Genomic DNA, 14,431 nt, shown 5'->3' with positions numbered 1-14,431 from the left:
TCATGCCAGCACCGCCGTACGGTACGACTCGTGGGCGGCGACCAGCTCCGGGTGGCTGCCCTCGGCCGCCACCCGGCCGTCGTCCAGCATGACGACGACGTCCGTGCCGGCGAGGAGGGCCGGGCTCGTCGTGACCAGGACGGTCGTGCGGCCCTTGCGGAGGTCGCGCAGCCGGGCCGCGATGCGGGCCTCGGTGACGGTGTCGACGGCCGTCGTCGGGTCGTGGACCACGAGCACCGGCGGGTCGGCCGCCAGGGCTCGGGCGAGCGCGACGCGCTGGCGCTGCCCGCCGGAGAGCGAACGGCCGCGCTCGGTGAGGAGGGTGTCGACGCCGTCCGGCAGCGCCTGGGCGACGTCGTCCGCGGCGGAGGCGGCGAGCGCCGGCCCCACGTCGACCGGGTCGGCTCCCTCCGCGGCCGCGCCCGCCCGTACGTTGGCCAGGAGGCTGTCCTCGAAGAGGTCGGCGTCGTGGTGGGCGACCAGGATCGCGCGCCGCGCGTCGGCCGGGCCGAGGTCGGTCAGCGGTACGCCGTCCAGCTCGACGCTCCCCTCGGCGGGGTCGAGTTCACGGCCGAGGCAGAGCAGCAGGTCGTTCGCGGCCGCCGCGTCGCGGGCGACCACACCGACGAGGCTGCCGGCGGCGATGTCGAGGTCGACACCGCGCAGGGCGCCCTGGGTCACACCGCGCAGCCGCAGCCGGCCGGCGACCCGTTCCGGCAGTTCGGCGGTCCCGGCGGCGACGGCCGGCGGCGAGGCGAGGACCTCGGCGATCCGGTCGGCCGAGGCACGGCCCTGGGCGAACTCGCCGTTGACGTAGGTGAGGAGCTGGAACGGGCCGAGGAGGTACTGGGCGAGGCCGACGGCCGCCACCAGCTCACCCACGGTGATGCTGCCGTTCATCGCGAGGTGTGCGCCGACGAGGCCGATGGCGGCGATGAAGATGCCCGTCAGGGCGAGGATCGCCCCGTCGTGCCAGGCCCGGCTGGTCGCGGCCCGCAGCGCGGACGCCAGCGAGCTGCGGCTCGTCTCCCGGTACCGGTCGACCGCGGCCGCCTCCGCGCCGATGCCCTTCAGCACCCGCAGGCCCCCGACCAGGTCGGCGGCGACTCCGGAGGCGTGGGCGGCGTGCTCCTGCTCCGCCTCGCTGCGTCGTTCGAGCGGGCGGCTGATGACATGGCCGAGCCACAGCAGCGGCGGGACACCGAGCAGGACGAGCAGGCCGAGCGGCACGGAGATGCGGAGCAGCGCCACGGCGCTGACCGCGAGACCGGCGATCGCGGAGAGCGTGTACGGCAGCGCGGCGGCCACCGAGCCGACGCGCCGGGCGTCGCCGGTGGCGACGGCGGTCAGCGCGCCGGGCAGCCGGCCGGCGTCGGCGCCGCCCCGAGGATCGAGGACCCGGGCCCCGAGGTCGAGACGGATCCGGTGGGCGGCGGACTCGCCCGCGCCCTCGGCGAGCCGCGCGGAGTTCCGGTAGCAGGTCGACAGGATCAGGAAGAGACCGGCGAGCACCAGGAGCCAGCGCAGCAGCGCGCCCGAGGAACTGGTGGCCACCGCCTGGTCGATGACCAGACCGATGACGACGGGGACGAGAGCCTCGCACGCCTGGTGCGCCATGCCGAGGAACGAGGCCACGGTCACGCGGCGGCGCTGATCGGCGAGCGCTCTGCGGAGGACGGAGCCCCCCGTTGGTCCTCCAGCGGGCATGCGGATCCTCCACAGAAAGGGGGTGCGATAGTTAGGTAAGGCTACCTTAAACACGGCTGGTGCCAAGGGTGCCCGGCACCCTCGGGAGCATCATCCCAGCGTGCGCGGCGATCGGGGTCGCGCCCTCGCGTTGACCCCGTCCGGACTCTACGGTTAGGCTCACCTAAGTTCCATCGAGCGTGTGTCATCTCGCGTGCCACACACCCGTGTTCAACGCTTCGCGCGGCTCGCGGGGCGCTCGATTCCGCCGCCAGGGGAGTGGTCGTTGTCCGTCGAAACCCGGGCGGCGCCCGGAACCGAGACCGGTGGCCCTGCCGGTCCCGTCGTGCCCACGGCCCGTCCGGCCGCCGTGGCCCTCCGCGGCCTCGGTCTCCTCGTGACCGTCGGCGCGCTGGTCCTCGTCTCACTCGTCAGCGTCTGGGTCGGTACGCGAGGCATCCCGTTCACGTCGATCTGGCACCTCCTGTGGGCGCCCGACGGCTCGGAAGCCTCCGTCATCGTCCACGACTACCGGATCCCCCGTACGGTGCTCGGCCTTCTCGTCGGCATGGCGCTCGGTCTCTCCGGCGCCCTGATGCAGGCGCTGACCCGCAACCCGCTCGCCGACCCCGGACTGCTCGGTGTGAACCTGGGCGCCTCCGCGGGCGTCGTCGTCGCCATCGCCTTCCTCGGCGTGGCCGCGCCGCTCGGCTACGTCTGGTTCGCCCTCGCGGGCGCCGCCGCCGCCTCGGTGGGCGTCTTCCTGCTCGGCTCCTCCGGACGGAAACTGGCCACCCCGGACCGGCTCGTGGTCGCGGGAGCGGCCGTGACGGCCGTGCTCTACGCCTTCAACTGGGGCGTCCTGCTCTTCGACCCGGAGGCCTTCGACCAGTTCCGCTACTGGACCGTCGGCTCGCTGGCCGGCCGGTACGGCGACATCGTGCTGCTCATGCTGCCGTTCGTCGTCGTCGGCCTCGTCCTCGCCTTCGTCCTCGCCCCCTCCCTCAACGCCCTTGCCATGGGCGACCAGATGGGGCGCGCCCTGGGCGTCCACGTCGGCCGGACCCGGGTCCTCGCGGCCGTCGCCGTCATGCTGCTCTGCGGGGCGGCCACCGCCGCCGCCGGGCCCATCGGCTTCGTCGGCCTGGCCGTCCCGCACGTCGCCCGGTTCGTCGCCGGCGCCGACCAGCGCTGGGTGTTCGCGTACTCGACGCTGCTCGCACCGGTCCTGCTCATCGGCTCGGACGTGCTGGGCCGGGTGCTCGGAGCGCCGGGCGAGGTACAGGTCGGCATCGTCACCGCCTTCCTCGGGGCGCCCCTGTTCATCGCGCTGTGCCGCCGTCGAAAGCTGGTCATGCTGTGAGCGCCGTACGGGAGGCGCAGGCCTCCACCCCCAAGACCGGGCCCCACCCGCCCGTGATCAGCGGCCGGTTCGTCCGGGCCGGAACGCGCGGTCCGTCACTGCGCTTCCAGGTCCGTACGGTGGTGGTGACCGCCCTGCTGCTTCTCGCGCTCGTCACCGTCATCGGGATCACGCTGACCACCGGCGACTTCCCGCTGACCGTCGGGGAGGTCGTCGGCGCCCTCACCGGAAACGGCTCGGGCGCCGCCGACTTCGTCGTCAACACCCTGCGCATGCCCCGCATCCTGACCGCGGTCTTCGTCGGCGCGGCCCTCGGTGTGAGCGGCGCGATCCTGCAGAGCCTCACCCGCAACTCCCTCGGCAGCCCCGACATCATCGGCTTCACCAACGGCTCGGCCGTGGGCGCGCTCGTCGTGATCATCGTGCTGCGCGGCAGCATGACCGAGATCGCGATCGGCGCGCTGATCGGCGGCCTCGCCACGGCTCTCGTCGTCCATCTGCTGCTGATCGGGCGGGGGTTGCAGGGGTTCCGGCTGGTCGTCATCGGCATCGGCGTCAGTGCCCTGCTGCTTGCGGTCAACTCGTACCTGATCACCCGGGCGACCTTCCAGGAGGCGCAGGAGGCGCAGGCGTGGCTGATCGGCAGCCTCGGGAACCGGCTGTGGATGCACGCCAACGCGATCGGAATCGCCCTCGCCGTCCTGCTGCCGCCCGCCCTGCTCCTCTCCCGGCGCCTGGCCATGGTCGAGATGGGCGACGTCACGGCGACGGCGCTCGGCGTCAACGTGGGGCGGACCCGCACGATCCTCTTCGTCATCAGCGTGGCCCTCGCCGCGTTCGCGACCGCCGTCACCGGGCCCATCGCGTTCATCGCCCTGGCCGCGCCGCAGGTGGTCCGCACCCTCACCCGCTCCTCCGGCCCCGTCCTGATCTCCTCCGCCCTCATGGGCGCCTTCCTGCTCGCCCTGAGCGACCTCGTCGTGCAACGGGTCTTCGCCCCCGCGCTGCTGCCCGTGGGCACGGCGACCGGCGCCGTCGGCGGCGCCTACCTCATCTGGCTGCTGATCACCGAGTCGCGAAAGAGCCGCGCATGAAAGAGCCGCGCATGACTGGAACGAACGCCCCCGGCCCCCGGCTGCGCGCCGAGGACCTCACGCTCTCCTACGACCAGCGGACCGTCGCCGAGGAGTTGAGCGTCGACATCCCCGACCACTCCTTCACGGTCATCCTCGGGCCGAACGCCTGCGGCAAGTCGACCCTGCTCACGGCGCTCGCCCGGATGCTCAAGCCCAAGGCCGGGCAGGTCTACCTCGACGGCGCCGCCATCGCCTCCTACCGCTCCCGCGAGGTCGCCCGCCGGCTCGGCCTGCTCCCGCAGTCCTCCAGCGCGCCCGGCGGCATCACGGTCGGCGACCTCGTGGCCCGCGGACGCTACCCGCACCAGCGGCTGCTCAAGCAGTGGTCCGCCGAGGACGAGACGGCGGTGGTCGAGGCGATGCGGCAGACGGGCGTCCTGGAACTCGCCGACCGCCCCGTGGACGACCTCTCCGGCGGTCAGCGTCAGCGGGTCTGGCTCTCCATGGTGCTCGCCCAGCAGACCTCCATCCTGCTGCTCGACGAGCCGACCACCTTCCTCGACATCGCCCACCAGGTCGAGGTGCTCGACCTCTGCGCCGAGCTGCACGCCCGCAAGGGGCAGACCGTCGTGGCCGTCCTGCACGACCTCAACCAGGCCTGCCGCTACGCCACCCACCTCATCGTGATGCGTCCCGGCGGCGTCATCGCGGCCCAGGGCGACCCCGCCACGGTCATGACGGCCGAGCTGGTCGAGGACGTGTTCGGGCTGCCCTGCCGGATCATCGAGGACCCCGAGACCGGTACGCCGCTGATGATTCCGGCCGCCCCGCGCCGCTTCGCCCCCGAGCCGGATCCCGCCGTGGACGTCGCGGACAACGCCACCGCCCTCGCCGAGACCCCGTAGGCCCGTCGCTCCCCAGCCCCCAGGAACGGACCACCCATGATGCTCTGCACGAGGCTGACGAACGCCCGCTTCCTCACCATGGACCCGGACCATCCGGTCGCCCACGACCTGGGCATCTGGCAAGGCCGGATCGTCGGTCTGGACGAGGCCGTCACCTCCCTGCCCGCCCGTGAGGTGATCGACCTCCAGGGCGCCACCGTCCTGCCCGGGTTCGTCGACAGCCACGTCCACCTCGCGTGGACCGGCCTCAAGGCGAGCTCGCCCTCCCTCGCCGGCCTCACGCGCGTCGAGGACGTGCTCGACGTGGTGGCGGAGGCCTGCACCCGCAGGAACAGCCCCGGCTCGTGGGTCAGCGTCGGCGGTTACGACCAGCGGGCCCTCGGCCGGCACCTGACGGCGGCCGAACTCGACCGGGTCAGCCAGGGCCACCGGGTCTTCGTGGGCCACCAGTCCGGCCACGCCTGCGTCGTCAACACGGCCGTCCTCGACCTGCTCCCTGCGGACGTCCCGCACGAGGACGGCGTCCTCGTGGAGAGCGCGATGGGCGCCGTACGCCGGCTGCGGTTGCCGTACTCCCAGGAGGAGCTGGCCGACGCCATCGCGTACGCGGCCCGCGAGTGCCTCACGGAGGGCATCACCGCCGTGGCCGAGGCCGGAATCGGTGGTGGCCTGCTGGGCCACAGCCCCGTCGAGCTCGGCGCGTACCAACTCCTGCGCGACCAGGGCAGGCTGCCGCTGCGGGTCCAGCTCATGCCGGGCGGCGACACGCTGCGGCAGGTCGGCGCGCACGAGCGGGACGGCATCCCGCGCGGGCTCGACCTCGGCCTGCGGACCGGGTTCGGGGACGACTGGCTGTCCGTCGGCGCGCTGAAGATCTACACCGACGGCGGGATGATGGCCCGCACGGCGGCGCTCACCGCCCCGTACGAGGGCTCGGACCACACGGGTCAGCTGCAGGCCGACCCGGAGCACCTCACCTCCCTCATCGTCGACGGCCACCTGGGCGGCTGGCAGCTCGCGGTCCACGCGATCGGCGACCGGGCCGCGGACCTGGCGCTCGACGCCCTGGAGCGGGCGCAGGAACTGCGCCCCCGCGCCGACGCGCGCCACCGCATCGAGCACGCGGGCCTCATCAGGCCCGACCAGCTCCCGCGCTTCGCCCGGCTCGGCCTCAGCGCCGTCGTCCAACCCAACTTCCTGCGCTACTTCGGCGACGACTACGCCACGATCATGGGGGAGGAGCGCGCGCCCTGGATGTACCGGGGCCGGGGCTTCCTCGACCACGGCATCACCCTGGTCGGCAGCTCCGACCGGCCCGTCACGGACGGATCGCCGCTGCGGGCCGTCCAGTTCATGGTCGAGCGGGCCTCGACGTCCGGGCAGCTCATCGGCCCCGACGAGGCGATCACGGTGGACGAGGCGCTGTACGCGTACACGGTCGCCGGGGCGTACGCCTGCCGTTGGGACGACACGGCCGGAAGCCTCGGCCCCGGCAAGCGGGCCGACCTCGTCGTCCTCGGCGACGACCCGCACGCCGTCGACACCTCGCGGATCGGCGACATCGAGGTCGTGGCGACCTTCGTCGACGGACGCGAGGCCACGGACGGGAAGAAGCTGTGAGCGGTCCCGCGGACCCCCTGGAGCGCCATGCGGCGCTCTGGCGGGGCGCCGAGGGGGCGTCGCGTTGGGTGATCTGGCACGCGGGCGACGGCGAGGACATCGTGTTCGACCGGGAACTGAACATACCGGTCGACGTGGAGGACGCCGCGCTCGCGGAGGTCGTCCGCCGGATGCGGCGGGCCGGCGTGCAGGAGAGCGACGACTACCCGGGTCGCCCCTGCTGAGGCCGCCCCGGCCGAGCGGCACCGGTCGAGCCCGATCGGTCGACTTGGCGGTCAACTCAAGTAAGGCTAACCTTAGTTCGACTGATCCGCCGGTGGGCGCGAGGAGCCGATCGTCCCTTCGCGCACGGTGGACCGAGGAAGGAAAGCCTTGACCACGGCCCCGCCGCGCCAGGCCCCGCCGTCTCCGCGCGCACGCGATCCGCTCACTCTCCCCGCACTCCCGGAGTCCCCCGGCCTTCCTGAGCTTCCAGGCCTTGCCGGCCTCTCCGGCGGCGGGGCCCGGGTCCGGACCGCGCGCCCCGGCGACGCCGAGGCTCTCGCCACGCTCTCCTCGCCGTTCGTCCGCTCGGGAGCGCTCCGCGAGCGCCCGCTCTCCCTCTACGCCGACCAGGCGTCCGACTTCCTCCTCGCGGAGTCCCCCGAGGGCACCCTCGACGGCTGCCTCGGCCTCCGCGCGTACGGCGCCGAACGCACGGGCGTCCTCTACAACTTCTGCGTGGCCGGCCACCGTCAGGGCTGCGGCACCGGGGCCCGGCTGCTGCGCGCCGCGCTGACGAAGGCCCGAAGCCGGTCCCTGCGCACCCTGTTCACGGCGACGACCGGCGGCGGCGACCTCTTCCTCCGCCACGGCTTCACCGTCAGCCACCCGACCCTGGCACCCCAGGCCTGGGCCCGGTCCCTGGACCCCCGCCGCAACGCCCGCATCCTGGCCCGCACGGTCTAGGGCCAGCGCGAAAGGGCGGGCCGGGAGCCGATCGAGGCTCCTGGCCCGCCCTTTCGTCGCGCCGGACGGGGCGGGTCAGACGGAGAGGATCTCCGGGAGGGCCTTCACCAGGAGGTCGACCTGATCGTCCGTCACCGTCAGGGCCGGGGCCAGGCGTACGGTGGCTGGGCCGGCCGCGTTCACGAGGAAGCCGGCCTGCTGCGCCGCCTGTTGGACGGCGGGGGCGACCGGCTCCGTGAGGACGAGCCCCAGGAGCAGACCGGCGCCACGCACCTCCGCGACCCGGGGGTGCCCCGACCCCTCGATGCCCCCGCGCAGGCGCTCACCCACCCGGATCACCCGGGCGAGGAGCCCCTCCGCCTCGATGGTCTCCAGGACGGCGAGACCGGCCGCGCACGCGACGGGGTTGCCGCCGAACGTGGAACCGTGCGCCCCGGGCCCCAACAGCTCGGCCGCCGCGCCGAAGGCGACCGTGGCGCCGATGGGCAGCCCGCCGCCCAGGCCCTTGGCGAGCGTGACCACGTCCGGATCCACGCCGCGGACGGCCTGGTGCGCGAACCAGTGGCCGGTACGGCCGATCCCGGTCTGCACCTCGTCGAGGACGAGCAGGCTCCCCGTGGCCCGGGTGAGTTCGCGGGCGGCCCGCAGATAGCCCTCCGGCGCCGGAACGACGCCCGCCTCGCCCTGGATCGGTTCCAGGACCACCGCCGCCGTCTCCTCGGTCACGGCCGCGCGCAGCGCCTCGACATCCCCGTACGGCACGTGCGTGACCTCGCCCGGCAGCGGCAGGAAGGGCTCGCGCTTCGCCGGCTGGCCGGTGAGCGCGAGCGCCCCGAGCGTGCGCCCGTGGAAGCCGCCGCGCGCCGCGACCAGGTGCGGCCGCCCCGTCCTGCGGGCGATCTTGAAGGCGGCCTCGACCGCCTCCGCACCGGAGTTCGCGAAGAACACCCGGCCCCGCTCCCGCCCGAACAGAGCGAGCAGCCGCTCGGCCAGCTCGACGGGCGGCCCGGCCACGAAGAGGTTCGAGACATGGCCCAGTCGGCCGATCTGCTCCCGGACCGCCGACACCACGGCGGGGTGGGCATGGCCGAGGGTGTTCACCGCGATCCCCCCGGTGAAGTCCGTGTACGCACGACCCGACTCGTCCCAGACCGTGCTGCCCTCGCCCCTGACCAGCGCCAGCGGGGGAGTGCCGTACGTGTCCATCATCACCGCGCTCCAGCGGCGCGTCAGCGGCGCGGCGCCGTTGTCGGCCTCCGGGGTCACGTGCGGTCCTCCTTCGTCCCGTCGCCGGGCTCCTCGTCCGGGACGACGGTCGTGCCCGGCCCCTTCTCGGCGAACACGCCCCGCAGCAGGGCGTGCGGCACCCGGCCGTCCAGGACGTGAGCGCGCCGCACACCTCCGCGTACCGCGCGCAGACAGCCCTCCATCTTCGGGAGCATGCCGCTCGCGAGCCCCGGCAGCAGCGTGTCCAGTTCGGCAGCCGTGAGCCGGTCGATCACCTCGGTGCTGTGCGGCCAGTCCGCGTAGAGCCCTTCCACGTCGGTGAGCACCACCAGCCGTTCCGCGCCGAGCGCGACGGCGAGCGCCGAGGCGGCGAGGTCGGCGTTGACGTTGTAGACCTCCCCGTCCTCGCCCCGGGCCACGGGCGACACCACGGGGATACGGCCCTGGTCGAGCAGGGTCCGTACGGTCCCCGGCGACACGGACACCACGTCGCCGACCAGACCGATGTCCACCGGCCGACCGTCCACCCACGCGGGGCGCCGCACGGCCGTCATGGTGTGCGCGTCCTCGCCCGACATGCCCACTGCGAACGGGCCGTGGGCGTTGAGCGCGCCGACCAGGTCGCGCTGGACCTGGCCGGTGAGCACCATGCGGACCACGTCCATCGTCTCGGGCGTCGTGACCCGCAGACCCGCCTCGAAGCGGACCTCCAGATCCAGGCGGTCGAGCATCGCGCTGATCTGCGGTCCGCCGCCGTGCACGACGACCGGCCGAAGCCCCGCGTGCCACAGCTCCACGACGTCCTGGGCGAACGTCCGGTGCAGCGCGGGGTCGACCATCGCGTTGCCGCCGAACTTGACGACGACCGTGCGGCCCTGGAGCTCCTCCAGCCACGGCAGATCGGCGGCGGTCAGCTCGGCGGTCGACCCAGCGGTCGGCCCGGCCGTCGACCCGGAACCCGGGCCGGAAGCCGCGCCGGCGGTCGGACCCTCGGTCGCTCCGGCGGTCGGGCCGGTCACCGTGCCCTGCCCGCTCATGAGCTGTACGCGCTGTTCTCGTGGACGTACTCGGCGGTCAGGTCGTTGGTCCAGATCACCGCGGAGGACTCACCCGCGCGCAGGTCCACCGTGAGGGTGATCCGGCGCCCCGAGAGGTCGACCTTCTCCCTGGGCTCGCCCGCCGCGCCGTTCCGGCAGACCCAGACGCCGTTGATCGCCACGTCCAGGCTGTCGGGATCGAAGACCGCCGCCGTCGTACCGATCGCGGACAGCACGCGGCCCCAGTTCGGGTCCTCGCCGTGCAGCGCGCACTTGAGCAGGTTGTTCCGGGCGATGGAGCGGCCCACCTCGACGGCGTCCTCCTCGGAGAACGCGCCGACGACCGTCACCGTGATCTCCTTGGACGCGCCCTCGGCGTCGGCGACCAGCTGACCGGCCAGGTCCAGGCAGACCGCGTGCACGGCCTCGTCGAACGCCGCGGGGTCGGGGACGATCCCGGAGGCGCCCGAGGCGAGCAGCAGGACGGTGTCGTTGGTGGACATGCAGCCGTCGGAGTCCACCCGGTCGAAGGTGGTGCGCACCGCACGCCGGAGCGCCGCGTCGAGCGCGCCGGCGTCGACGTCCGCGTCGGTGGTGAGGACCACCAGCATGGTGGCGAGTCCGGGCGCGAGCATGCCCGCGCCCTTGGCCATACCGCCGACCGTCCAGCCGTCGCGGGTGACCGCGGCCGTCTTGTGCACCGAGTCCGTCGTCTTGATGGCGCGGGCCGCGTCCTCCCCGCCGTCCTCGGCCAGCCGCTCCGCGGCGGAGTCGATCCCGGCCGTGACCCGGTCCATCGGCAGCATCACGCCGATGAGACCGGTGGAGCACACCGCGACCTCGTGCGGGTCGGTGTCCAGGGCCCGCGCCGTGCGCTCGGCCATGAGCAGCGCGTCGACCGCGCCGGCCTGTCCCGTACAGGCGTTGGCGCCACCGGAGTTCAGGACGACGGCCGCGAGCCGGCCGTCGGCGAGGGCGCGGCGGGTCCACCGTACGGGCGCGGCCTGCACGCGGTTGGAGGTGAAGACGCCCGCGGCCGCGCGGGACGGGCCTCGGTTCACCACCAGCGCGAGGTCACGGTCGCCGGACTCCTTGATGCCGGCGGCGACACCGCTGGCGAGGAATCCACGGGCAGCGGTCACACTCACTCTGCGTTCTCCTTGGCTTCTGCGCCCACCGGGGTCGGTGGTGCGGGCGTCGTCGTCGGCTGCCGACCGGTGGCCGGGCGCGGGGCGCTCACGGAGCCACTCCGTTCGTCGGCAGGCCCTCGGCCTCCGGCAGGCCGACGGCGAGGTTCATGCACTGCACCGCGCCGCCCGCGGTGCCCTTCACCAGGTTGTCGATGGCGCTCACGCAGATCAGCCGGCCGGCTTCCGGGTCGACGGCGAGCTGCACCTGGGCGGTGTTGGAGCCCAGGACGGCGGCGGTCGACGGCCACCGTCCGGGCGGCAGGAGCTGGACGAACGGCTCGTCGCCGTAGGCGGCCTCGTACACGGACCGCACCGCGGCCTCGCCGCCGGCGGCCGCCTCCGGGCGCAGCCGGGCCGAGCAGGTGGCGAGGATGCCCCGGGACATGGGGGCCAGGGTCGGCGTGAAGGAGACCGTCACGTGTTCGCCCGCCACCAGGGAGAGGTTCTGCGTCAGTTCGGGGGTGTGCCGGTGGCCGCCGCCCACGCCGTACGGTGTCATGGCGCCCATCACCTCGGCGCCGAGCAGGTGCGGCTTGAGCGCCCGGCCGGCCCCCGAGGTCCCGCTGGCCGCGACGACCACCGCCTCCGGCTCGACCAGCCGCGCTGCGAACGCGGGGAAGAGCGCGAGCGTGACCGCCGTCGGATAGCAGCCCGGCACCGCGATCCGCGGGGCGCTCTTCAACTCCTCCCGGGTGCCGGGGAGTTCGGGAAGCCCGTACGGCCAGGTCCCGGCGTGCCCGGAGCCGTAGAACCGCTCCCAGGCCGCCGGGTCGCGGAGCCGGAAGTCCGCCCCGCAGTCCACGACCACCGTGTCGAGGTCCAGCTCGTGCGCGAGCGCCGCCGACTGCCCGTGCGGCAGGGCGAGGAAGACCACGTCGTGGCCGCGCAGGGTCTCCGCCGAGGTCTCCCTCAGGACCCGGTCCGCGAGCCCGGGCAGCTGCGGCTGCACGGACCCGAGCGGGCGGCCCGCGCTGCTGTGCGCGGTGAGCGCGCCGAGCTCCACGCCGGGATGCGAATCCAGCAGGCGCAGGAGTTCCCCGCCCGCGTAGCCGCTGGCACCGGCCACCGCGACCCGTACGGTCATCTTCTTCGTTTCTCCCTGTCCGTGTGGGGGCTGCGGTCACAGGATCGGCGCCGCAGGTCGCCGTCAGGGGGACTCGGTCACGCGTCCCGGCGAACGGCAGGTTGCGCCCTGCTGAGAAGGAGGTCGCGCAACAAGGATTCGGTCGTGCACACCACACCGCTGCGGGCGGCCCAGCGCAGCGCCATCGCGTGTTCCTCGGGGGAGAAGTCCGCCACGGCGTCCGCGACGACGAAGGGCTGGATGTCGTTCATGAACGCGTCGGCCGCCGTGAGCAGGACGCCGAGGTGGGCGTAGACCCCGCAGATGATCAGCTGGTCGCGGCCCTCGTCGCGCAGCAGCCGTCCGAGATGGCTGCGGAGGAAGGCGTTGTGGCGCACATTGGCGAGCAGGTGCTCGCCGGTTCGCGGGGTGAGCGGCGCGACGATCGCCGCGGCGTCGGGCTCGTCCCCTATGCCGGGGCCCCAGACGTCGGCGACGAGACCGCGCTGGCCGGGCCGTTGCGCGGCCGGCTCGGCGCTGAAGACGACGGGCATCCCGAGGGTCGCGGCGAGTTCGCGCAGGGCCGCGATGTTGTCGACGAGCTCGACGACCGGGCTCTCCCCGGCCGGGAACGTCTCCACGAAGTGGTTCTGCATGTCCAGGACCAGGAGCGCGGCGCGCGCGGGGTCGATGGACCAGGAGACGCAGGACCGGGGGAGGGCGGCTCGGTCGGGCAGGGGGTAGGGGCCGACGGTCGGCAGGCCCATGGGTGGTTCCTCCCCCCGGGCGGTGGGCACGGGTCCGCGCCGACCACCCTGACGTGTGATTTAGCTTAGCCTAACCTAAGTGGTACCGGTCCCGGCAGTGCCAACCCCGCATCGGGAGCGAGGAGTTGGCCCTGTCGGGGCCGGGCGGAGGTCAGGTGCGCGGCGAAGGGTGGCGGTGGTGGGAGCAGGAGGGCGTCGTCAGGATCCGCCGGACCTGCTCGCCGGCCTCGGCCGCGTCCCGGGCCTCGACGGGGAAGGGGATGCGCAGATCGCAGTGGCCCTCGCGGTACTCGCACCGCAGGGTGATGCCGTACCGGTCCACGGCCAGGGGCAGGGCGCGGACCACGCCGTACGGCAGGCGCGATCCGGTGAGGACGACGAGGTCGGCCACCATGTCCGCGTGGGCGTCGGCGAGATGCGTGAGCATGGCGGCCTCCTCGACGGCGAGCGCGTCGGGGCGCGCGAGGGTGTAGGCGTCCAGGCTCACCTCGTGCGCCCCGGCGGCGGTGCGCAGTGTGACGCGCGCGAGGTCGAGCCGGAGTCCTCCCTCTTCCCGCTCGCTGCCCGCCGGGTCGGCGGGGGTCAGCCAGCCCGAGATCGTCACCCGAGCCCGGACCCGGTCCCGCAGCGGCGTCGGCGCGATGTCGGTGAACTCGAGGAGGACGGCCAGACTGCCGTGGGGAGCCATGGCGACCTGGGCGGTCAGCGGGCTGTCGGCCTGTGCGGTGAGGGTGATCCGCCCGGCGGGCCCCACGGTGTGCATGCCGATGAGGTCGTAGCACTGCCCGTCGGTGGTGAGGGAGAGCGAGACCGCCTGTGCCAGCACGGAACGGACGCGCTCCGCCGCGGCCTGCTCGGACGGGGCGGTGTCGGTGACGGCGCTCAAGGCAACTCCTCGCGGGGCGGCGGGCATCGGAACGCCCGATGCGGCTTAGGTAAGGCTAACCTAAGTCAGTCGGGGGGTCGTGTCCAGCCCCGCCGCGTGTCGCCCCCCGTGTGCCGCATCCCCGCGTGTCGCGTCCCGGTGTTCGCCTCCCCGCCTGTCGCCTCCCCGCCTGTTGCGTTCCCGTCTGTCGCGTCCCCCTGTGTCGTCTGCCGCGCGTCAGTCGACGACCGCCGTCGCCTCCACCTCGACCAGGTGCTCGGGTACGTCGAGGGCCGCGACGCCGATCATCGTGGCGGGCGGAGTTGTCGTGATGCCCAGCGCGGCGGAGGCCCGCGCGACCCCGTCGAGGAGCAGCGGCATCTTGTCGGGGGTCCAGTCCACGACGTACACGGTCAGCTTCGCCACGTCCCGGAACGAGGCGCCGGCCCCGGCCAGGGCGGTGGCGATGTTGACGTAACAGCGCTCGACCTGGGCCGCGAGGTCGTCCTCGCCGACGGTGACTCCGTCGGAGCCCCACGCGACCTGCCCGGCGACGAACACCAGCTTCGAGCCGCTCGCGACCGACACCTGGTGGTAGACGGGGATCTCGGGAAGTCCGGCCGGGTTGGTGAGGGTGATGGCCATGAGGGTGCCTCTCGTGCTCTCTTGTGGTTACTCAGGCAC

14 protein-coding genes are annotated in these 14,431 nt (G+C 73.7%); 6 read left to right on the top strand and 8 right to left on the bottom strand.

What is annotated here, in order from left to right:
- A complete protein-coding gene (locus ACF09C_RS02320) occupies positions 1-1,707 on the bottom strand; it encodes an ABC transporter ATP-binding protein (RefSeq protein WP_392087690.1) in 1,707 nt (568 codons plus the stop codon).
- A 265-nt stretch (positions 1,708-1,972) separates the two neighbouring features.
- Here ACF09C_RS02320 and ACF09C_RS02315 point away from each other — a divergent pair, with 265 nt between their 5' ends.
- From ACF09C_RS02315 to ACF09C_RS02290, 6 genes are all read left to right on the top strand, one after another.
- Positions 1,973-3,049, top strand: coding sequence for a FecCD family ABC transporter permease (locus ACF09C_RS02315; RefSeq protein WP_392087687.1), 1,077 nt, complete (start codon positions 1,973-1,975; stop codon positions 3,047-3,049).
- Positions 3,046-4,143, top strand: a complete 1,098-nt coding sequence (locus tag ACF09C_RS02310; RefSeq protein ID WP_392087685.1) for a FecCD family ABC transporter permease — start codon at positions 3,046-3,048, stop codon at positions 4,141-4,143. The genes ACF09C_RS02315 and ACF09C_RS02310 overlap by 4 nt, the downstream gene beginning before the upstream one ends.
- Before the next feature lie 11 nt (positions 4,144-4,154).
- The gene (locus ACF09C_RS02305) at positions 4,155-5,030 is read left to right on the top strand and encodes an ABC transporter ATP-binding protein (protein ID WP_392087683.1); all 876 of its coding nucleotides are present in this window, start codon (positions 4,155-4,157) and stop codon (positions 5,028-5,030) included.
- A gap of 39 nt (positions 5,031-5,069) precedes the next feature.
- A complete protein-coding gene (locus ACF09C_RS02300; RefSeq protein ID WP_392088668.1) occupies positions 5,070-6,650 on the top strand; it encodes an amidohydrolase in 1,581 nt (526 codons plus the stop codon).
- A complete protein-coding gene (locus ACF09C_RS02295) occupies positions 6,647-6,874 on the top strand; it encodes a hypothetical protein (protein WP_392087680.1) in 228 nt (75 codons plus the stop codon). The genes ACF09C_RS02300 and ACF09C_RS02295 overlap by 4 nt, the downstream gene beginning before the upstream one ends.
- A gap of 148 nt (positions 6,875-7,022) precedes the next feature.
- Positions 7,023-7,598 (top strand): GNAT family N-acetyltransferase, encoded by a 576-nt coding sequence (locus ACF09C_RS02290; protein ID WP_392087678.1) that lies wholly within the window; start codon positions 7,023-7,025, stop codon positions 7,596-7,598.
- 75 nt (positions 7,599-7,673) lie between these two features.
- Here the strand turns inward: ACF09C_RS02290 and ACF09C_RS02285 are convergent, their stop codons facing one another.
- The 7 genes from ACF09C_RS02285 to ACF09C_RS02255 form a co-directional block, all read right to left on the bottom strand.
- Positions 7,674-8,807 carry an acetylornithine transaminase gene (locus tag ACF09C_RS02285; RefSeq protein ID WP_392088666.1) on the bottom strand — a complete coding sequence of 378 codons (1,134 nt, stop codon included), beginning with the start codon at positions 8,805-8,807 and terminating at the stop codon, positions 7,674-7,676.
- 53 nt (positions 8,808-8,860) lie between these two features.
- Positions 8,861-9,715 carry an acetylglutamate kinase gene (gene argB, locus ACF09C_RS02280; protein WP_392088664.1) on the bottom strand — a complete coding sequence of 285 codons (855 nt, stop codon included), beginning with the start codon at positions 9,713-9,715 and terminating at the stop codon, positions 8,861-8,863.
- Positions 9,716-9,858: 143 nt separating this feature from the next.
- Positions 9,859-11,010: a bifunctional glutamate N-acetyltransferase/amino-acid acetyltransferase ArgJ gene (gene argJ / locus ACF09C_RS02275; protein WP_392087675.1), complete on the bottom strand. Its 1,152-nt coding sequence runs from the start codon at positions 11,008-11,010 to the stop codon at positions 9,859-9,861.
- Between the two features lie 88 nt (positions 11,011-11,098).
- The gene (gene argC / locus ACF09C_RS02270; RefSeq protein WP_392087673.1) at positions 11,099-12,136 is read right to left on the bottom strand and encodes an N-acetyl-gamma-glutamyl-phosphate reductase; all 1,038 of its coding nucleotides are present in this window, start codon (positions 12,134-12,136) and stop codon (positions 11,099-11,101) included.
- 77 nt (positions 12,137-12,213) lie between these two features.
- Entirely contained in the window at positions 12,214-12,882 is a 669-nt protein-coding gene (locus tag ACF09C_RS02265) for an isochorismatase family protein (RefSeq protein ID WP_392087670.1), read from the bottom strand.
- 151 nt (positions 12,883-13,033) lie between these two features.
- Positions 13,034-13,768 (bottom strand): DUF2470 domain-containing protein, encoded by a 735-nt coding sequence (locus ACF09C_RS02260; RefSeq protein WP_392087667.1) that lies wholly within the window; start codon positions 13,766-13,768, stop codon positions 13,034-13,036.
- Between the two features lie 216 nt (positions 13,769-13,984).
- A complete protein-coding gene (locus ACF09C_RS02255) occupies positions 13,985-14,392 on the bottom strand; it encodes a RidA family protein (protein WP_392087665.1) in 408 nt (135 codons plus the stop codon).
- Positions 14,393-14,431: the final 39 nt, after the last annotated feature.

The sequence above is a fragment of the Streptomyces sp. NPDC014870 genome (assembly GCF_043081505.1).
Classification (GTDB): Bacteria; Actinomycetota; Actinomycetes; order Streptomycetales; family Streptomycetaceae; genus Streptomyces.
This window is presented reverse-complemented; position numbering and strand designations above follow the sequence as displayed.

Bases quoted from the DNA above. Each gene is read 5' to 3' on its own strand.
- ACF09C_RS02320 (WP_392087690.1), bottom strand. From the start codon at position 1,707: ATGCCCGCTGGAGGACCAACGGGGGGCTCCGTCCTCCGCAGAGCGCTC.
- ACF09C_RS02305 (WP_392087683.1), top strand. From the start codon at position 4,155: ATGACTGGAACGAACGCCCCCGGCCCCCGGCTGCGCGCCGAGGACCTC.
- ACF09C_RS02285 (WP_392088666.1), bottom strand. From the start codon at position 8,807: ATGATGGACACGTACGGCACTCCCCCGCTGGCGCTGGTCAGGGGCGAG.
- ACF09C_RS02300 (WP_392088668.1), top strand. From the start codon at position 5,070: ATGCTCTGCACGAGGCTGACGAACGCCCGCTTCCTCACCATGGACCCG.
- ACF09C_RS02255 (WP_392087665.1), bottom strand. From the start codon at position 14,392: ATGGCCATCACCCTCACCAACCCGGCCGGACTTCCCGAGATCCCCGTC.
- ACF09C_RS02265 (WP_392087670.1), bottom strand. From the start codon at position 12,882: ATGGGCCTGCCGACCGTCGGCCCCTACCCCCTGCCCGACCGAGCCGCC.
- argC (WP_392087673.1), bottom strand. From the start codon at position 12,136: ATGACCGTACGGGTCGCGGTGGCCGGTGCCAGCGGCTACGCGGGCGGG.